This window comes from Rhodovulum sp. FJ3, assembly GCF_032918305.1.
GTDB lineage: Bacteria > Pseudomonadota > Alphaproteobacteria > Rhodobacterales > Rhodobacteraceae > SAT37.
This window is the reverse complement of record NZ_JAWJUU010000003.1, coordinates 1-19,329: the sequence shown is the minus strand read 5'-3', so window position 1 is coordinate 19,329 and position 19,329 is coordinate 1. Positions and strand designations below refer to the sequence as shown.

At 56.3% G+C, this 19,329-nt stretch carries 19 protein-coding genes; 8 read left to right on the top strand and 11 right to left on the bottom strand.

Features of this window, described 5'->3' with window-relative positions:
- Positions 1-148 precede the first annotated feature (148 nt).
- Together R1W00_RS09110 and R1W00_RS09105 are read right to left on the bottom strand one after the other, a co-directional pair.
- Positions 149-661: a DinB family protein gene (locus R1W00_RS09110; RefSeq protein ID WP_317262432.1), complete on the bottom strand. Its 513-nt coding sequence runs from the start codon at positions 659-661 to the stop codon at positions 149-151.
- A 54-nt stretch (positions 662-715) separates the two neighbouring features.
- A complete protein-coding gene (locus tag R1W00_RS09105) occupies positions 716-1,105 on the bottom strand; it encodes an MAPEG family protein (protein WP_317262431.1) in 390 nt (129 codons plus the stop codon).
- A gap of 66 nt (positions 1,106-1,171) precedes the next feature.
- Between R1W00_RS09105 and R1W00_RS09100 the strand changes: the two genes are divergently transcribed.
- The 3 genes from R1W00_RS09100 to R1W00_RS09090 all read left to right on the top strand — a co-directional run bounded on the left by R1W00_RS09100 (position 1,172) and on the right by R1W00_RS09090 (position 3,495).
- The gene (locus R1W00_RS09100) at positions 1,172-2,068 is read left to right on the top strand and encodes a LysR family transcriptional regulator (protein ID WP_317262430.1); all 897 of its coding nucleotides are present in this window, start codon (positions 1,172-1,174) and stop codon (positions 2,066-2,068) included.
- 105 nt (positions 2,069-2,173) lie between these two features.
- Entirely contained in the window at positions 2,174-2,983 is an 810-nt protein-coding gene (locus tag R1W00_RS09095) for an RNA polymerase sigma factor (protein WP_317262429.1), read from the top strand.
- A gap of 35 nt (positions 2,984-3,018) precedes the next feature.
- On the top strand, positions 3,019-3,495 hold the full coding sequence (locus R1W00_RS09090) for a YybH family protein (RefSeq protein WP_317262428.1): 477 nt from the start codon (positions 3,019-3,021) through the stop codon (positions 3,493-3,495).
- A 634-nt stretch (positions 3,496-4,129) separates the two neighbouring features.
- On the opposite strand, the gene R1W00_RS09085 is transcribed toward R1W00_RS09090, so the two are convergent.
- From R1W00_RS09085 to R1W00_RS09055, 8 genes are all read right to left on the bottom strand, one after another.
- Positions 4,130-6,415, bottom strand: a complete 2,286-nt coding sequence (locus R1W00_RS09085) for a phage/plasmid primase, P4 family (RefSeq protein ID WP_317262427.1) — start codon at positions 6,413-6,415, stop codon at positions 4,130-4,132.
- On the bottom strand, positions 6,412-6,777 hold the full coding sequence (locus tag R1W00_RS09080; protein WP_317262426.1) for a hypothetical protein: 366 nt from the start codon (positions 6,775-6,777) through the stop codon (positions 6,412-6,414). Before R1W00_RS09080 ends, R1W00_RS09085 begins: the two co-directional genes overlap by 4 nt.
- A 16-nt stretch (positions 6,778-6,793) precedes the next feature.
- Positions 6,794-6,973, bottom strand: a complete 180-nt coding sequence (locus R1W00_RS18210) for a helix-turn-helix transcriptional regulator (protein ID WP_410901543.1) — start codon at positions 6,971-6,973, stop codon at positions 6,794-6,796.
- Positions 6,974-7,045: 72 nt separating this feature from the next.
- Positions 7,046-7,783, bottom strand: a complete 738-nt coding sequence (locus R1W00_RS09075) for a hypothetical protein (protein WP_317262425.1) — start codon at positions 7,781-7,783, stop codon at positions 7,046-7,048.
- Positions 7,783-8,949 carry a tyrosine-type recombinase/integrase gene (locus R1W00_RS09070; RefSeq protein ID WP_317262424.1) on the bottom strand — a complete coding sequence of 389 codons (1,167 nt, stop codon included), beginning with the start codon at positions 8,947-8,949 and terminating at the stop codon, positions 7,783-7,785. Before R1W00_RS09070 ends, R1W00_RS09075 begins: the two co-directional genes overlap by 1 nt.
- 1,078 nt (positions 8,950-10,027) lie before the next feature.
- On the bottom strand, positions 10,028-10,459 hold the full coding sequence (locus R1W00_RS09065; protein ID WP_317262423.1) for a hypothetical protein: 432 nt from the start codon (positions 10,457-10,459) through the stop codon (positions 10,028-10,030).
- Positions 10,446-11,300 carry a hypothetical protein gene (locus R1W00_RS09060; protein ID WP_317262422.1) on the bottom strand — a complete coding sequence of 285 codons (855 nt, stop codon included), beginning with the start codon at positions 11,298-11,300 and terminating at the stop codon, positions 10,446-10,448. The genes R1W00_RS09065 and R1W00_RS09060 overlap by 14 nt, the downstream gene beginning before the upstream one ends.
- Positions 11,301-11,619: 319 nt before the next feature.
- Entirely contained in the window at positions 11,620-12,105 is a 486-nt protein-coding gene (locus tag R1W00_RS09055) for a hypothetical protein (protein ID WP_317262421.1), read from the bottom strand.
- Between the two features lie 183 nt (positions 12,106-12,288).
- On the opposite strand from R1W00_RS09055, the gene R1W00_RS09050 reads away from it, so the two are divergent.
- The 4 genes from R1W00_RS09050 to R1W00_RS09035 all read left to right on the top strand — a co-directional run bounded on the left by R1W00_RS09050 (position 12,289) and on the right by R1W00_RS09035 (position 16,466).
- A complete protein-coding gene (locus tag R1W00_RS09050; RefSeq protein ID WP_317262420.1) occupies positions 12,289-13,308 on the top strand; it encodes a helix-turn-helix transcriptional regulator in 1,020 nt (339 codons plus the stop codon).
- A 97-nt stretch (positions 13,309-13,405) separates the two neighbouring features.
- Entirely contained in the window at positions 13,406-14,599 is a 1,194-nt protein-coding gene (locus tag R1W00_RS09045; RefSeq protein ID WP_317262419.1) for a serine hydrolase domain-containing protein, read from the top strand.
- A 196-nt stretch (positions 14,600-14,795) separates the two neighbouring features.
- Positions 14,796-16,187 (top strand): fatty acid--CoA ligase family protein, encoded by a 1,392-nt coding sequence (locus tag R1W00_RS09040; protein ID WP_317262418.1) that lies wholly within the window; start codon positions 14,796-14,798, stop codon positions 16,185-16,187.
- Between the two features lie 21 nt (positions 16,188-16,208).
- Complete coding sequence (locus R1W00_RS09035; RefSeq protein ID WP_317262417.1) at positions 16,209-16,466, top strand: acyl carrier protein; 258 nt, start codon at positions 16,209-16,211, stop codon at positions 16,464-16,466.
- A 70-nt stretch (positions 16,467-16,536) separates the two neighbouring features.
- Here the strand turns inward: R1W00_RS09035 and R1W00_RS09030 are convergent, their stop codons facing one another.
- The gene (locus tag R1W00_RS09030) at positions 16,537-17,175 is read right to left on the bottom strand and encodes a hypothetical protein (RefSeq protein WP_317262416.1); all 639 of its coding nucleotides are present in this window, start codon (positions 17,173-17,175) and stop codon (positions 16,537-16,539) included.
- Positions 17,176-17,484: 309 nt separating this feature from the next.
- Between R1W00_RS09030 and R1W00_RS09025 the strand changes: the two genes are divergently transcribed.
- The gene (locus R1W00_RS09025) at positions 17,485-19,116 is read left to right on the top strand and encodes an alpha-D-glucose phosphate-specific phosphoglucomutase (protein ID WP_317262415.1); all 1,632 of its coding nucleotides are present in this window, start codon (positions 17,485-17,487) and stop codon (positions 19,114-19,116) included.
- The last annotated feature ends 213 nt before the right edge of the window (positions 19,117-19,329 follow it).

Sequence of the window (19,329 nt, the reverse complement as noted above, 5' to 3'; positions counted from 1 at the left end):
CTTCGTCCCGCATAGTTAGAGTTTGTGCAAACCGCTGCGAATTCAAAAAAATGAGCCCAAGAATCTCGATTCCTGCAGAAAGCGCATAAGATCGTGAACCGCACTTTACCGTGACCAGTAGATCCGACCGCGACGGAAGCGCTTGGTGTCATGCGACGAAGAACCCCGCTCCGGGGCGCCACGGAATGTCCGTTGTTCCATAATCAACCCCCATCGCGTGAAGGGCACTGGTCACTTGGCTTCGATGGTGGGTCTGGTGGTTGAATAGCTGTACGACCATGATCCAGCGCGGAACTGCGGGCAAGTCGGGCGCGCTCCGGTCGTACGTTACAGTTTCTTCTGCCAGCCATGCTTTTGTCCATTCACCGGCGCCCGCCGACAGTTCATTGTCTTGCGCGAGCCGAACAGATTTCAGGTCTTCCCAGTTTGGCCAAACGACATGGCCAGGCGGGTTCTGGATTGGCAGAGCGCCATTCAGGAACGTCAGGATCGCGCGATTTACCACGCATATGTGGTCCAATGTGTTGTGGATTGAGCCGAAGTACAATCCGCGATCCCGCTCACGCTGACTTTGCCCAATGTCTTCGCATAGCTGGTAGATAATGTCATTTTGCCAGCGCGCGTATTTTGACATTTCATCTACATAGCGGGTTGAAATCATGTTTTATTCCCTCCTTTGCGGTTTGGGTTTCGCAATGACGCTCATTTGCCATCACTAGCCCACAACGGCGACTGTTTCATACGCGATGGTTGCGATGCACAGATTTCCGATAAACCAGACCAAAGTTCGTACATAAGGAATGTTGAGAAGATACAGCCCGGCAAACGCAACACGCGCGGCTATGAAAGCCTGCGCTGCAAACAAAGCGACGACCGTATCGGCGCCAAGGTACAGGGCCGCAACGGTCACGGGCACAAAGGCGATCATGCTTTCAGTATTGTTCGTGACTGTTCTGTCAAACCGCCGGTCAAGATCGCTTAGAATAGGTGCGGTCGTGCGCCGCCCCGTGCCCCAAGACACCCCATGGCTCAATGCGATCTGAGAGCCATGACCGATCAAGAGGATCAGGTGAAACAGACCTGCGATTATCAAAACAACTGACATACACATAGCAGCTCCTTTTCTTTTTCTCTGTCTATCACTGTGCCTTTGGTGCAAAAATGGAATAGAATGAACAAAGAAGGTGCAAAAATGGACGTTCTAAACGGTCTCAACTGGTCCGATCTGCGCGTCCTTCTTGTGCTGCGCGCCTATGGTGGTGCGACCTCGGCCGCGCGCGCGCTCGGGCTCAGCCATCAAACGGTGTCGCGCCGCATCACCGCGCTGGAACGTGCTTTGGGGCTGCGACTTGTCAATCGGGAGCGCCACCCTTGGACCTTGACCGAGAAGGGAAAAGTCATCTGCGATCATGCGGACCGGATGAGCGCTGTGGTTGACGAGATGGCGCAGTTCGCGCGCCGCGAACACCCCGATGTCATCGACCGCGTGTCCATCGCCTGTAATACCTGGGGGTTCGATCTGTTGGTTCTTCCGGCCTTGGCCGCCGTTCGCCGCCGGTTCCCCGCATTGTCCTTCGATCTGATCTCTGGCGACGATCCGGTGGACGTTCAGAGCGGCAAGGCGGATATTGCTCTACGCTTTACCGATGCTCCGCCAGAAGATCTTTTGGGTCGACAGGTAGGTGCCCTGTCCGTAGGGGTCTTTGGTCATCCGGACCAAATCGCGGCATTGGATCATGGCGAGTACGACGCGCTTAGCCTTATTCGGATGAGGGCGCAGCGCCACGGTCAGATATGGCCGGTGGATCCGGATAGGTTTCAATCAGTTGTTGTCGTTGATGATTTCTCGACTCTGGCGTGCGCCGTGGATAACGGGATCGGGGTGGCGGCCCTGCCAAGAGTTGTGGGCGACCGGTTGCGCGGCGCTGTGCCCAGCCAGAAGACCCCGCTCAGCGCCGGGCGATCTGTCTGGCTGCTTCGCAATCAGGACAGTCGTGGGGCGAAAGTGATCGCGGCGGTCGCGGCGGCAATCCACGATCACGCAAGCAAAATATTGAACGCAGGTTGAGTGTCGGTTTCAATTCGTTCGATCATAGGCAAAATTTCTTGTCACACATTGCCTTGGGCAGTTGTCTAACGAAGTATCAAGACAACGAGAGGCGCAAACCGACAGATGGACCGTGTACAAACAGCCGACATCGCCGCCGCAAAGCAGGGCGACGCGAAAGCCCTTGAAACGCTCGTGCGTCGTATCCAGGACCGGGTGTATAGATTGGCTCTGCGGATGTTGGCCAACCCCTCGGCTGCGCAAGACGCCACGCAGGAAATTCTTATTCGGATTGTGACTAAGCTCTCGACGTTCCGTGAGGACAGTCAGTTTGAGACCTGGGTTTATCGGGTCGCGACAAACTACCTGCTGACCGCCCGCAAGGTCATCGCCAATGATCCCGGCCTTTCATTTCAGATGTTTGGTGACGACTTGCTGGGCGGATTGGCCGACGAGGCGCAGGCGGCGCCCGAAGACCACATCATGCTCAACGAATTGCGGCTGCGCTGCACGATGGCCATGTTGCTCTGCCTCGATCTGCCGCATCGCGCGGCCTATGTTCTGGGCGAAATCATCGAGTTCGATCATGCAGAGGCAGCGGAGGCGCTTGGCATTACCCCCGCGAATTTTCGCAAACGCCTGTCGCGCGCGCGGGCGTTGGTTCAGGATTTTACCGCCGCGCATTGTGGCCTTGCGGGCAAAGGCGCCCGCTGCACCTGCCGAAAACGTCTGCCCGCGGCGATGGAGATGAGGCGGATCGGCACCGCGCCCTCTGCCGAGTTTGCAGAGGCCCCTGCGTTCGCCGAGGTCGAAAAGCAGGCACTGCGCACGCAGACAAATCTGAATGCCGCCAAACTGCAGCGGGCCACCGGCCCTTTGACGCCACTCAACGACTACGCCGCTGAGGTTCTGAAGATCGTGAACCCACCCGGCTAGGCCCCAAGTAACCCAAACCAACCAAAGGAGAAGACATGAAACACGCATTTGCGTGGCTGGTAGCGCTTGCCGTCACGTTCCCGAGTATCTCAATCGCAGAAGGACAAAAAATGACGCAGGATCAACAAGGCGTGCTCGCCGCGATCGAAACCATGACGGCCGGCTTTCAGGCAGGCGATATTTCGACCGTCATGCAAAGTTATGAAGCGGCGGCCACCGTGGTGTTCGAGCCCGAGGCCCCTGTTTCGGATGCGGCTCAGCTTGAACAGATGTTCGCAGGAATGGCGGCGTTAGGGCCGGAGTTCACCTACCCCGCCGGGCATGAGGTCATCGTGAGTGGCGATATCGCGGTGCACATCGCACCTTGGGCGATGAAGGCCCAAAGCCCGGATGGCCAGACTGTCGAGCAATCGGGACTGTCCGTAGCGGTCCTGCGCAAGCAGCCCGATGGCGGATGGAAGATGGTGATCGATAACCCGCACGGCGGGCGCCTCTTGGCACAAGACCACTAATACGAATGGGCCCGGCGATCTCGTCGGGCCCTTTTGCACGCGCATCCAATGCGCCTGTCTACCTTCACCCCATTCTTTATGACTCAGGGCGCATCGTTTGCACCGAACTTGCGGAGACGCCGACGATAACTGGGTCCACCTCAATTCGGATACCGACTGATCGACCTCCAAAGTGACCGACTCGTATTGTTGCTGAATGTCCTGAAATCGCTCGGCCAGCATTAGATCGCCGACGCGACAAGCCAAGAGCTGCCATTCGAGCACCCGCAGCGAATGCACACTTCGTCCGCAAATCGGACCTTAGGGCCAACCGCAGCGAATGTCTTCTTCCCGCCCTCTCTTCGGAAAGCCTCTGTTGCTGCGGCTGCACAGATCATGTCCGCTTGGGGGTGAAACCGGTCATCAAAAATGCTTCACAGGAAACGCTGTTATAGATCGAACGCGCTGCCACTTTGCTTTCGGGTCCTCCCAAAGCATAATCATATGCGGGTAACGCGCGACCTCGCGGATCTTCTAGCGATAGAGTAATTTTACGAACATGGGGCAGGTGGGACACTGGCAAGACTATAGAGCACATAAGAACAAAATCCCTATGTGCTCTATAAGGAAAGCACCGTCCCATGTGTCCCTATTATTAAGGCAACACCGCCAACTGTGAGCTTTTCCTTGCCGAAATGCCGCGAAACCCTCTTGATGAGCCCGATTTGAAAGATTCGTATCCGCGCTTTTTCATTTCTTTACTGATCGACGCTGCACCCCATGGCGGTAATCCTAAACTCTCCATGTAGTTTTTGAACTTCTGATGAAGTTCTGCGTTGAGAACAACTCCATTGGGATCATCCTCAAAGTGCTCATTCAAGAAAGCCCCAAAGGTGTCCTCTTGGTCTAGGTAGTCTGCCGTCGCTGCCTTAACACAAGGCGGAATGCACAATCCGTCTTTGTTCCATTTTGCAGCTCCTTCGATGATCCAGCGGGTTATGGCTGGGCCTTCTGCTAGCAGCTTGTCGGGCAAATCGGGATCGACCTGTTGCTCTGTGATAGTAACATTGAAGGGGATCACGCACATGCGCCGTCTGAATGCTTCGTCAATGCCACGTATCGATGGGGCGTTATTTGCATCAACAATCAACGTGCATTGCGGTTTGAACGTGAAGTTATCCTGCCGCATGAGCCGCGCTGTGATCTGGTCGCCCCCGGTGATTTGCTTTAACAGCCCTTCGTCCCAAACTTTACCGACAGGTAACTCAGAAGCTCTCGCAAATCTTGCGTTCGCCAAATGCGCCAGATCCGTGGAATGCTGATCCGTCTTTTTGTCCAGAAGCAACTTTGGTGGGATAACCCGCGCATAGTCGTCCGACAGAACAGCATCGAGCGTGTTCAGCAATGTGCTCTTACCGTTCCGCCCCGTTCCAAACGCAAAGAACAGCTTATGTTCTTTCGTCGAGCCGGTTGCAGCGTACCCGCAAAGCCTTTGTAGAAAATCCACAAGCGCGTCATCCCCACCTGTGATCGTTCTAAGAAAACTGATCCAGTTCAGCGGAATGGACCCCTTTTCCGCCGGATCAAACCTTGAGGAACACAGAAGGTAGTCGCTTGACGTGCGGGGCCGAACTTCGCCGGTGTGTAGATCCACGATTTTCGTTGGCGTCCCTAATAGGAAAGGATCGGTGTCCCAGTCTTTAATACTCCTTGCAGCGCCCTCATTGGTTTTCATCAGTGCATTCACAGCCATGATGTTTTTGTTGTCGCCAAGGCGTTTTCGTTTTGACGGATCTTCGGCACCGGGAACCTCACGCAGGTCTTGCCGCAAACGTGTGATCTGCTCATTTGGGTCTTTGGCCAGCTGCCATCGCTTTCCATTCCACCCGGCCCAGCGGTTGCGTTCCGGCACGTAGAGCATATTGCCCGCCCAGCGCTGGGCGAAGATATGGTGTGCAAGGTCGTCGTGGCCCATATCCGCGTGACATTGATCCAAACTCGACACGTTGCGCGGCGCACGGTCATAGACTTTTTCGCAACGCCGCGCTGCATTTTGGATTGTGTTGCGCCGATAGTCTGCGCGTTTTTCGTATTTGTCACGCATCAGCGCAGACCGCCTGAATAGTCGATCCATGCGGGGCATGTCTCTGCCCGTCCAAAATGCGAGGTGCGTCATGAGCGCCGCATCGGCGCTGCTATGATCGAAACCGCCATTCCCATCAAATGCAGGATATTTTTGCGCAAGCGCTTCTGTGTCGGCTTCCCAGAGGTTTTTGAGGCTTACACCGGCCCCGAATGCATTTTTTGCGCTTCTACTGCGGAGCATCATTGCAATAAGCTGATCGTCGTCCTCTGGCCCTGTGTAAGCAGGGTCAATCTCTTCGGCGAGTTCCCCGATGTGGTCACGCTGCGGAACAATCTTCAAGAGCTGATCTGTCCAGTCTTTGTCCACGTAGTCGCCGCCACCAATGACAGTCAACCCAGCTTTGGACAACGCTACAAACCGTTTGTCGTGATACCACTCTTGCTCCTGGCCTTGGCTCTTTCCCCACTTGCGTTTTCGGTCTGCCAATTGCTTGGGGTCACAGCGCCCAAGAATATGCAGTCCATTCCCACTTGTGGAAATTTCGCCCAGCGCACCCTTGAAGGATAAGAAAGCGGCCTCTGCCCAAGGCTCCCACTGTCCGTCCTTACCCAAGCAATTATCGAGGTCATGGAACCACCAGCCATCCCCGTTTAGGACGAACCCGACGCCATAAGGGGCGCTGGGCTTGTTTTCGTCCCAAGTGGCATGTCGCTGCGCTTCGGCGTAGGTCATCCAGTGCTGGGGCTTGTGAGGGTCAATGTTGTCGCCTTGCGTGTCACAAGGGATCTTTTGCCATTTGGCTTTGTCAGTGATGAACTCGCGACGATACAAAATAAATCTGTCCGGAAGGATCAATATCGTTCCTCCCGTGTCTCGAATCGCGCAAGAATTTCCAGCTTTTTCAGGTATTTATCCCGGTTGTCTCGGCTGTCCATTGGATGGCATCCGCCGTTGTAGAGGTGAATTATAACCCCGCCGGATCCGTGAACGCACAGTTTTTGCCGGGTTTTGGGCCCGAGGCCCTTGAGGCAGAACAGGGTTCGTACCTCTGTGCGATCGTTATTAAGATGACAAATCGGCTGATAGTTCCTGTTCAGAACGAGCCAGCGCCCATCTTTCTGTCGTTGCAGGCAGTAGGGGAGTAATGTCTCTAGAACGCCGGTCTGCCGTTCGAAGACATAGCGGGATTGTTCAGGCAAGCCTGTTTCTTTAGCCATTAGATTGTCCTTTTGATTATTTTGCTGCGATACGCTGGTCGAACGCGTCTAGGTCGGCCTCACGCCAGAGGATGCGGTGGCCGATTTTTATTGGTTTTGGAAAGCGGATTTGGGGATCTTCTTTATATCTGTACAATGAAGACCGGCTGAGTTTGTAGCGTTTCTGAACGTCTCTACTCGTGAGATATTGTGCCATGTTGTGCTCCGTGTTCCGTGTTGTGACTCAGAGCATCGCAAAACAAAGGCGCTAACGGCAGAAGGATATTTGTCAACTTTTTGGTGGCACTCGCCCGCGCCATTCGAGGGCGGCTCTAATCCTCTGGAAATATTTGAAGCTTAGGTTCCCACGTTCGCCATCTTTTACTTTCTCGTCGAACACTTCCCTTACTGACTTAGAAAAAACATATACGAAACAGAAATTCTCAAATGCGGTGGGCATTATTTCTTCGTCGGGTTTCTCGCGTTCGTTTAGGTCGGAGATTGTCGGGCTGAAACCAGCATCTTCGAATATGTAATAAAATGACAAAATTGCTTCGGTTTCCGGATGCATGCCCTCTAACCAACAAAAATCATTCACCGGATTCCCTAAATCATCGAACTCTTCATGCAATCCTTGGGATTTCAATTCTTTATACTTTTTTTCGTCTCTTAGAATTAGCTTCTGCATTTGATTTATGACGTCCCAGTCCGTTTCCGCGAGGTGACCACAGTAAGCTCTCGCGACATCGTAGACTTGCTTGTCGATCTCGTCGCGCAGGATAGGATCTTGGTTTTCTCTGCTTCTCTTTTTCAGATCACTGTTACGCCTCTTCCACTCTCTAATCGTCAGAAAGATAGCCGGACGGCTATTCAAATTTCCGTTAGCGTCTTGAAGCCTTTTCCACGTTTCTGGCGTGATCTCCTTATCAAAAATATCCTCGATGCTTTCCTTGTCATCCGGAGGTAGCCAGCCACCTTGACTACCGTATGTGGGCATATAGCGCCCTTTCGGGCCTCGTTTTGCCATTAACCCGCCCCCACGAAATCCGCCCAGCGCTGCATCAGTTCGCGCCGCTGCTCTAAAAAATCTGTCCGCTTGTATGACCGCTCGACTTTGCCCCCTGTGCTATGCGCCAAACAGGCTTCGGCAACCTCCCACTGTGCATTGGCTTCCTCAGAGCACCACGTTCTGAAACTGGACCTAAACCCATGTGGCCTTGCTTCCATCCCGCGCCGTTCCATCAGCCGCGCCATGGTTGCATCGGAAATCACGCCCTTTCGCACACTGGGAAACAGGAACCCATCGCGTGCATAGGGTTTCGCCCGTTCGATCACATCCAGCGCTTGGCGAGAAAGCGGGACACGAAAATCTTGGCCAGAGTCGCGCCTCCCTTTCATCTGTGCAGCGGGAACCGTCCAAATATCCCCTTCGATCTGATCTATGTGGATTTGTCTTAACGGGCCTGAACGTGTGCCGATTGTCAGGATAAGCAGACGCAACGCCAGATGCGTCACTGTATCGGGCTGTAAAGAGGCGTAGAACGCTGGAACCTCCTGCCACGGCAGGAAAGCCGTATGCTCGACCTTGTGGCGCTGGGCACCCAGCAAGGCTTTCGCCTTGGCCACGGCTTGCATGTCTACATTGAGATCCAGAGCCGCCCCGTGCTGGATGCACACAGATAGGCGTTCAATCGCTTTCTTTGCCGTTGCGGCCTTGGAATGCCAAATCGGTGCAAGCGTGTTGCGAATGTCGTGCTGATCTATCTCTGCAATCGGCACCTTGCCCAGTTTGGGGAGAACGTGAAGCTCCAGAGGTGAAAACCAACGCCCGGCTTTGCCATCGCCCTTGAGTTCCGCTTTGCGCGTTTCAAAGCAATCGCGGGCCACGTCTTCCAGCAGGTGCATATTGCGTTCGCGGTGGCGCTGCTCCTTCTCACGCTCTTTGATAGGGTCTTTGCCCTCACGTGCCACCGCACGCCATCTCTCGGCTTCTAAGCGGGCTTGTTTGAGGGAGACCTGCGATAGTGGTCCCAAGCCCATCTCCCGGCGTCTGCCATGCACTGTGACCCTGAGAAACCACTGCGCTCCCCCATCAGGCCGCTGGTGGAGCCACAGGCCGCCACCGTCAGAGTGTTTCCCTTGCGGGGCCGTTCGCACAAAAGCTGCGGAAAGCTTGTTCAATGCCCTTGTCATTCAATCCACCTCTCTATCCACCCCAAGATGTGGGATGTGGTGGAGCTAAATGCAACAAGGTGACACAGGTGGTAGCTTGTAATATGCTGAAATTAATGAATTTTGACGCGTGTTGAAACTCAACGAAACAGCCATTCAATGCATCTCGACCGCACCAAATTTCTTTATGTTTAAAAACAATGACTTGCGCAGGCTTTTTGCCTTGTTGTGTGTGGTTTGGTGTTCCAAAAGTTCAAGGCTTTCAGTGGCTTTTTGAAACGGCGAGCTTTTCGCTACGCACAAATTACGCACAAACTACGCACAAGTTAGAGACTTAAGCCGCTCGCTCCGGCCGACTGCTTTGGCGCGGTGCATCGTGTCCTCGTCATTTCGATCGATCTATGCGTCCGGGTCTTCGGTGCACGTGACCAGGTATGTACGTGAGCCCTCGTCGCTAGGCTTGCGAGCGGACTGCTGCTTTCGGTTTTCTTTCAATCGTCAGCCTGGCCCCTGGTCCTGGTTCATATAGTCTCGGGCGAGAGACCGTTTTACGCCAAAATATATGCTCTATTGGATACGACAGGCGACTCACCTTATCCGCAAGACAACCGTTAAGCGTTTTCTATAAAGTGAACTCTAGGCCGTCGGTAAATGTATTGGTGGCGAAAGGGCGCATATCATCTACAACTTGGAAGCTGGATCGGAAGCCCATGCTGAGGACCGTACTGCTTAATACAATAGGGAAAAAGAGGGCACGCTGAAGTTCGGAAACTAGGTCAAACGGTCATGCGTTGGCTCGCGCGGTGATGATGTGGATTCCACCAAAGTCGTCGACTTTACCTAAAATCACCCGGTGAGGTCGCTCACGTCGGAGAACCGTGCAAATCTTTGGGTCGTCGAAACAAAGAATTTGAGCGTCGCTTTAGCTGCCGGAAGGATTGCCAAGCAGATGTTGCAAGAGCTGGCGAGGCATTGCCCGAAGCTCATAGTTGTAGGAGTGCGTCGAGCTTGTCGGTGTTTCCAGTTGGGCAGTCGCATGTTCCATAGTGAAAACTGTACGGCTGACGTTCTTTCGGCTCCTTTTGGGGTTAGGTATTTACTACATCCTGAACGCGAGTTTCGTAATGTCTAGGATCACCAAGATGCCCCAAAGGATTATTGCGATTGAACAAGTGTTTGCTATTGCTTGCCAAACTTCTGCTTCTGGCAGTATCGGTTTCACCACGACCAAAACCAAAGCCAAAAAAAGCGCCCAGATCAGCGAAAACGCCGATTGTTTTACTGATCTACGGGTGTTGTCTAGGAACTCCTCTTCAGCTTCACGTTCCTTTTTGCGAAGCTCAATGTGGATGTTCGCAGTCGAAGCTAGAGTGATCGTTACGATCACCCCCATAAAGTTCAGAAACTCGTGGTTCACAAAGCCTTTAAGGAAAGCGTTTTCATCGCCGACGGACTCCGGATACATAAAGGCAGTCCCGAACATGAAGGAACAGGCGAGTAAAAAAAACATCCATGAATCAATCTTGCTCACGTCCTAATATCCTGCTTGCCAGATCTGCGGCCCGCTCAATGAGCGGCCTGCGTTCACCTTCCTCTTCTGTTGGAATCCTAGCGCTTTCCTGTTGTTTTTTCGAGGAAAACTTATTATTTTTTCCGACAGCCCTGGCCCGAACGTTCCCGGTTCCCTGTCCCATTGCCTTTTCCGCTGTATAGCGAACCCGATCTGTGTCGGCATCAATGCCATCTGGGCTTCTGATTTCGATTGCGACGTTTTGAGCTTTCTCTTTGTCCCGATAGGCTTTCATGTCTTCTGCATATTGATCGTCACCGCCGAACATGTTCGGGACTTCAAGTTCAAAACGTATGTAGGTGATTTTACCTTCATTTCTCTTGACGAACTCCCAAAACGCTTCGGTGTTGGTGATCGGATGAACGGCGGTAAGATATTGGGGCCAATCCTGCTGAGCTTCCATTGCCTGAAGGAGTCGCGGAGCCAGAGTTGAAGGTTTCCCAACATTGGGATGGAACTGGATGGCGAGTTTCTGTCCATCTTGATGCTCTGAAGGGTCGACAACCACCACAGCGGCTTTCCATGCGTCATGAACGTATTCCCTGTATCCGTCTTCGGGGGAAGTATTCTCGATTTCCGATACTTCGCGTCCAATTCTTCCAACGATGTACGGTGTGGTGTGCCTAGGATCGAGAGGAACGTAAACGTAGTTCGTACCATGGTGACGGAACGATGTTTTCTGTGTGAAAAGGTTACGTATCCACTCCTCTCTACTTATGGGGTCGATTGCCTCGAATATATCAATCTGTTCTCGCTTTCGAAGACTAAGCCGAAAAAGATCGAAGCGGTGTTCTTTACCCATGATAACCCCTACTGAAGTGACGGCAGATTTTTGCAACTATAGGGAGATTCGGCAACCCTATAAGCCTTGGGAGCGAACCTGTCCTGAAAGTTTCAAATAATTCGTCCATCTTGCGTAGATTCGGGGCTTTAGCGTCTAATTATGGCTAATTTTCCGGGCTGTTCATGCAATAGAATTACTACGCATGTGTTCGACTAAATGTATGAAATACATTTATTTAAAGTGTCATCTCGACCGCACCATTTACACCACTGCGGTGTAACCTTCCCAACAGACAGATGTGTTTGGCGCCCCCGTGTTGCGGGTGACGCCGTTTCGCCTATTGGGCGTCGGGGCCAAAGACCTTGGCCACGGGCGCGATCAGGGTTTTCAGGTCGGGTGCGTCGTTTATCGTTGTGACCTTGGCCAGTTGATCGGGGGCGACGGCGTAGGACTGGATGTAGTCCTCACAAGTGCGGATATAGGTAAAGCGCGGCAGGATCGTGTAAAAATCCGTCTTATTCGCCGGCGTTCCTTTGACAGTAAATTCGAGTGCGACGGTATCCGCGCTTTGGCGGGTGACCGAAATAAGCTCCTCCGATTGCCATTCATAGATCGCCAACATGTCCAGATACATGCCGCCATCTTTGTGGCACAGCCAGCCTTCTTCGATCGTTGTGCTCTCACCAACCTGTAGGTCGATGACCATGTCATGGCCGCTGGAACGCACCAAGTCGTATTGTGATACGTTGATGTCAAAGGCCAGCGCGGGTGTCGCAAGCACGCCAAGGGCCAATGTCGCCGTGGTGAGGTTCGTAAATGCCATCTGTTTTCGTCCGGAATTGCCCAAGGTTCTGGCGCAGTGTGCAAATTCCCCAATCCTGCGCCAGAGGGCGACGGGTCAAATCCATGTGATCCTTCACGCGCGCTGGCAGCGTGCAAAATATGGCGATTTTCGCGCAAAACGTGCTAACCTGCCGCCGTCGGACATCGCAGGGAGGAGCGAGGTTTGTGGCAGGACGCACTCTTGGTGGATGCGGGGGGGACGCCGGTTCACCGTGATCATACGTTTACCAAGTCGCAGGACTGGGATGAGGTTCAGGCCTTTTGCAGCGCGGTGTACATGCCCTATCGGGTGCGCCCGATGGATCGACATGCGCGCCCCGATGCGACGATGATTTCCGCCGATGCGGGCCCCGTGACCATGACGCGGTTTTCTTATGGGACCGAGATTTTTCTGGATCAGTTCGACCCCGAGGCGGGCAATATATTGGTGCTGAACACCTTGGCGGGGTCGCTGGACCATCAGACGGATGGCGGGTCGGTCGGGACGGGCGCGGGCGAGAGTTTCGTCGTTGATTGTTCGCGGGCCGACTATTGGCTGGAAGGTGCGCGCGACCATATGCAGTTGAACCTGACGATTTCGCACCAGACGATGGCCGAAACCGCAGAGCGCTGGTTCGGGTTTGTGCCGGACGATACGCTCTGGACCAAGCGGGTGAAATTTGGCGGGCCGAATTCCGCGTGGCTGTCGCTGCTGGATTATGCGGCGCGGTCTCTGACCCGCGCGGGGCAGGTGCCTGCCGATGCGGCCATGGCGCGTCATCTGGGCGAAACGATCTGTGTTGAGTTGCTGCGCCAATGGGCGGGGGCGGCGGGTCTGCGCCTGAACGAGGGTGCGCGGGCGGCGGCGCCGGGGTACGTGCGTCGCGCCGAGGAAATCCTGTCCGATGAGGCGCGTGAGGCCCCGACGATTGGCGAGGTCGCGGCGCGCGTGGGCGTGTCTGCGCGCACCCTGTCGGGTGGGTTTCAACGGTTCCGTGGCCAGTCCCCGCGGGATTTTCTGGCGGCGCGTCGTCTGGACGGGTTTCGGGCCGATCTGTTGGCGGCGCGGGGCGATCTGACCGTGGCCGAGATCGCCGCCGACTGGGGCTTTGTGAACTTTGGCGCGCTGGCGGGGCGCTATCGCGAACGCTATGGCGAGTTGCCGTCGCACACGCTGGCCCGTGCCAAGTCCGCGCGCATCTGACATTTTCCTACCGATTGCGGATAGGGCGTGCCGATCGCGGACAGATCGGGGCGGGCGGGATCGCTAGTCTCTCTTGATACGATCAAGGGAGGATCACATGAAAGATATCAAAGCAAACCTCGACGCGGTCCTGAACGGGCTGGTCTCGGGCACGTCGCGCGTGCCGGGTGTGGTGGCCATGGTCACCGACCGCGACGGCGACATCTATAGTGGTGCCGCCGGGGAACGTCGCATCGGTGGCGACCCGATGACCGAAGACACGGTGTTCGCGATTTTCTCGACCACCAAGGCGATTGCGGGCACGACCGCATTGCAATGTGTCGAAGAGGGTCTGTTGGATCTCGACGCGCCGGCCAAGGAATACGCCCCCGCCATTGGCAATCTACAGGTGATCGAAGGCTTTGACGCCGACGGCAACCCGCGTCTGCGTGCACCCAAATCCGATATCACCACGCGTCAGTTGCTGCTGCATACGGCGGGCTTTGGCTATGACTTCTTTAACGAGGTCTACAAGCGTCTGGCCGAAGAGCACGGGCAGCCCTCGGTCGTGACCGCCTCGCGCGCGTCGATCGAAACGCCGCTGCTGTTCGATCCGGGTGAGCGTTGGGAATACGGCACCAACATCGACTGGGTCGGTCAGGTGGTCGAAGGCGTCCGTGGCAAGCGCCTTGGCGCGGTCATGCGCGAACGCGTGTTTGATCAGCTGGGCATGGACGAGATCGCCTTTACCCGTACCGATGCGATGAAGGCCCGCACCGCCACGATCCACGCGCGCGGTGAGGACGGATCGCTGACGCCGCTGGATGACTTTGCGCTGCCCGATAACCCCGAGGTCGATATGGGCGGTCACGGCCTCTATGGCACGGTGCCCGAGTATATGAAGTTCATCCGCATGTGGCTGAACGATGGGGCCGGTCCGAACGGTCGTGTTCTGAAGCCTGAAACCGTGGAATGGGCGGTCAAGGGCGGTCTGGTTCCGCCGCAAAAGGTCACCATGCTGCCTGGTGTGATCCCGTCCCTGTCCAATGACGCGGAATTCTTTCCGGGTCTGGCCAAGGATTGGTCCTATACCTTTATGGTCAACGCCGAAGAGGCCCCGACGGGGCGTCCGGCGGGGTCCATCGGTTGGGCGGGTCTGGCTAACAGCTATTACTGGATCGACCGTCAGAACGGGATCGGCGGGTACTGGGCGACGCAGATCCTGCCCTTTGCGGATGGCGTGTCCTTCCCCGGCTATATCGATCTAGAGACCGCCGTGTATCAGGCCATTGCGGCGGCCAAAGCGGCCTAAGGCACGCAGAAAACACCATAATCTGCGCGGGGATCTGGCAACGGGTCCCCGCGTTTTTCGTTTTCCTGTGCAAATCGTGGTCACACCTGTCGCGGAATGGCAAATTTTCCGCTTTTGGGGCTGGGTGTCTTCACACCATTGTGTATGGTGACAACGGGAGTGGGATGCCCCGACACGACTATGGGAATACGAGTACATGCTTTGTAAAATGATGCGCTATCGCGACCGGACGCCGGGCGGTACAATTTCGGACGTCACACAGACCCGCACGCATGGCGGGGTGGCCGATCTGGCCGATCAGGTCAAAGAGCATCTGACCGCCGCCGGTCTGACCGGTAAATGCGTAGTTTTGCCGTTGAACAATGATATCGGGTCGCTGGCCGCGCTGCTTGCGGCGCTCGATATGCGTCTGGCCTGTGCGCTGTTGCCCGGTGCGATTGATGTTGACGCCGCGTGCCCTGATTTCGCGGACACGGTCGTACGCGTCACCGTCGCCCCAGATAGTGATACGCCCGAGGTCGAGATCACCAAGATCGCGGGGCGCACGGCCCATGACGTGGAACAGGCGCGTGTGTACCTGCGCACCTCGGGCAGCACGGGTAAACCCAAGTGGTGTGTGCATCACGCCGACCTTTTGGTGGCGACCTCGGAGAGCTGTATCGACCGTCTGGAGATCGCCGAGGACGACCGCGTCATGATCCCCGTGCCGATCAACCATATGTATGGTCTGGGCGCGGGTCTGTTGCCCAGCATTCTTGGCGGGGCCGCAATCCATCTTGTGTCGCGGGGCAATCCGCTGGACGTGTTTCAGGCCGAGCGGGATTTCGAACCCAACATGGCCTTTATGGTGCCGAGCCAGTGCCGGTCCCTGATGGCGATGCGCCGTAAGCCGCGCGCCTATCGTCAGATCGTTGTGGCAGGGGATCGTCTGTCCGCTGAAGAGGCCGCGAAGTTCGAGGGGCTGCATGGTCCGGTTCTGAACCTCTATGGCTGTACCGAACTGGGCGCGATTGCCGCCGCGCGCCCGTCGATGGACGCCGAAACGCGCCATGAATTCACCGGCCCCTTGATCGACGGCGTGCGCTATTGCGCGCCGGAAAAGGGCACCGCAGAGGAACCGACCCCCTTGGCGTTCAAGGCGACGGGCAATTTCATCGGCTATGCGGATGAGACCGGCGCGCCCACCGACGTGGCCCCGCAATGTTACGCGACCGGCGATGTCGGCTATATCTCCGAGGACGGGTATGTCCGTGTGATGGGCCGCGCGGATCACGCGATCAAACGCGATGGTCTGTTTGTGCACCTGTCCGAGGTTGAGGGATGCCTTGCCGGTATCGACGCCGTGGCCGAGGCCGTTGTCGTGACCGCGGGTGAAACGCGCCGCGGGGTGGGGATCACCGCGTTTTGCGTGATCGCCAAATCCGCCGCGCTGAGCGAGGACGACATCCGAGCCCATTGCATCAACGCCCTGCCGTCGCGCGCCGTGCCCGATGTGATCAAGGTGGTCGAGACCCTGCCGCGCTTGGACAACGGGAAAAGCGACCGGATGGCGCTGGCCGCGCAGGCCGCCGAACTGGCCGCGTTGTAATTTCAAAGAGACGAGAGACAGATGAAAGACGAGATTATCGAGAAGCTCAAAGAGATCCTGAGCAACCATCAGGGGATCAACGTGGATACCGCGACCCTGACGCCGCAGACGCCGTTTTTCGATGGCGGTCTGGAGATGGACAGTTTCGCCGTGGTGGAAATGGTCGGCAATGTCGAGCAGGCCTACGGGATCGAGTTTTCCGAGATGGACTTTATGCCCGAGAACTTTGCCTCGATGGAAAAGCTGGCCGAGGTGATCGAGCGTCTGCGCACTGCCTGATCGCGGCGCCCGTTGTTAAAATGAAAACGCCGCCCCGTGGGCGGCGTTTGTTGTTTTACCTGTGTGGGTCTCAGGCGGCAGCGTCGCCAGACCCCTTGAACGGCGGGAAGATGTTGGGCAGTTCGCCGCGCTCCATCATGCCCATGAAGACATAGTGGCCATCGTCGATGTGTTCGGGCGAGGGGTGCAGGATCACGCCTTTGCATTCGCCCAGAGCCTCGGCGAAAAACGCGTCGCGGCGGTGTTTGGGGTCGTAGAAGACGTTGACCTCGGTCCGGCCATCGGCGTGGTTGATGATGCCTTGGAGGTGTTCAAGGCGCAGCGGACCCGAGGGCGAGAAGGCATAGACCTTGTCGATGCCCAACATGCAGCCATAAAGGATCGCGCCATAGCCACCTGCCGAGTTGCCCATGCTGTAGACTTCGTCGATGTGGGATTGCTCGGTCAGGAAGTCATAATGCCATTTCAGCAGCGCCTCGACCGAGTTGATGTCCGAACTGACGCCGTTCTCAAAAAACGAGTTCGACGGGTCGCGCAGGATCGTCATGTTGCGATCGCCGAGGCCACATTGGCGCAGGAAATCCGGTGCCGACGGCATGAAATCGCGCCACAGACCCGCATAGACCAAGAACAGCTGTGAGCAGTTCTTGCGCACCAAACTGGAAATATTGCCTTCGTGCGAGGGTTTTTTGGCTTCTGAGCCGTCCATAAGAGTACTCCACTAAATCATGTTCACGCGTAGTTGATCGGACGTTAACCCAGCGTTTCTGAGGCTGACAAGGGGCAGGGTGGGGGATGTGGCCTTTTGTACATGAGCGTTGCGCGAAAACGCGCGGAAACTGTCACCTACGGCGCAAAACGGGGCGGGATTTGATTTGCGCAGGCGTGGTTTCTGGCTTGATCAAAAAACAGGCGGGTTTGTGTGAATTTTTTGCAAATGGGCATTTTTTGTGCGTGTTTGCCTTGGCTGTCCCGTCGCAAAGGCCATAGTTGGGACATGGCAATTAAAGGAGCCCCCATGACCGTGACCACCGTGCCGACCTCGCCGATTGAAGGTCAGAAACCCGGAACGTCAGGTTTGCGCAAGAAGACAGCCGTTTTCATGCAGCCCCACTATCTAGAGAACTTTGTTCAATCCATCTGGACCGCCATTGATGGTGTGGAGGGCAAGACCTTGGTTCTGGGGGGCGATGGGCGCTATTTCGGGGATCGCGCGGCGCAGGTGATTTTGCGCATGGCCGCCGCATCCGGTGCGGCCAAGGTGATCGTGGGGCAGGGCGCGATCCTGTCGACGCCCGCCGCGTCGCATATGATCCGCCTGCGGGGTGCGGATGGGGGCATTATCATGTCGGCCAGCCACAATCCTGGCGGCCCCAAGGCCGATTTTGGGGTTAAGTATAACGTGGCCAATGGTGGCCCCGCACCGGAATCCGTGACCGCGCGGATGTTCGAGGCGACCAAAACCATCTCCGAATACCAGATCCTAGAGGCACAGGATGTCGATCTGTCGGTGATCGGGGAAACGACGCTGGGCGATATGGTGGTCGAGGTTGTCGATCCCGTTTCGGATTACGCCGACCTCATGGCCGAGCTGTTTGATTTCGATGCGATCCGCGACCTGTTCGCGGGAGGCTTTACCTTGCGGTTCGATGCGATGCACGCGGTGACCGGCCCCTATGCGCGCCATATCCTTGTCGATACGCTGGGCGCGCCAGAGGACAGTGTGGTGAATGCCGTGCCCAGCCCCGATTTCGGTGGCGGCCATCCCGATCCGAACCCGATCTGGGCCAAGGACCTGATGGACATTATGATGTCGCCCGATGGTCCCGATTTCGGGGCCGCGTCCGATGGGGACGGGGATCGCAATATGATCGTGGGCAAGGGCTGCTATGTCACCCCGTCCGACAGTCTGGCCGTGCTGGCCGCGAATGCGCATCTTGCCCCCGCCTATAAGGACGGTCTGGCCGGTATCGCGCGGTCCATGCCGACATCGGGCGCGGCGGACCGTGTGGCCGAGGCGCTGGGCGTCACCTGTTATGAGACACCCACAGGGTGGAAGTTCTTTGGCAACCTGCTCGACGATGGGCGCGCCACCCTTTGTGGTGAGGAAAGCGCGGGCACCGGTTCGAACCATGTTCGGGAAAAGGATGGGCTCTGGGCGGTTCTGTTGTGGCTGAACATTCTGGCCGTGCGCAAGGTGTCGGTGGCCGAGATCATGGCGGACCACTGGGGCCGCTATGGGCGCAACTACTATAGTCGCCATGACTATGAGGGTGTCGATAGTGATGCCGCCAATGAATTGATGGATGATCTGCGTGGCCGCCTGTCCGATCTGGCGGGCACCACGGCGGCGGGTCTGACCGTCACGGCGGCGGATGAATTTGCCTATGACGATCCGGTCGACGGGTCCCATTCGGCGGGGCAGGGGATCCGCGTGTTCTTTGAGGGCGGGGCTCGTGTGGTGTTCCGTCTGTCTGGAACCGGCACGGATGGGGCGACTCTGCGGGTCTATCTGGAATCATATGAGACCGACTCGGGGAAGTTTGACGTCGATCCGCAGGTTCAGCTGCAAAAAGTCATTCAGGCCGCCGGTGAATTGGCCGGAATCACGGTGCGAACAGGGCGTGAATCGCCCGATGTGATCACCTGACGGTAACGCTATACCGCTGCGCAGGGCCATGACCGAGAACCTGCGCAGAGAGGCAGGGGGCATACCCCCAAAAGTTCAGGTCGAATGCCCTTAAAAAACAGGCATTCCGCGCTGGACCGGCATTTTTTTTGTCGAAATGTGCAAAAAGGGGTTGCGGGTGTTTGTTTGTGGCCGTAGATACCCCTTCACCGGCGGCGCTGAGGCGCACGGCGG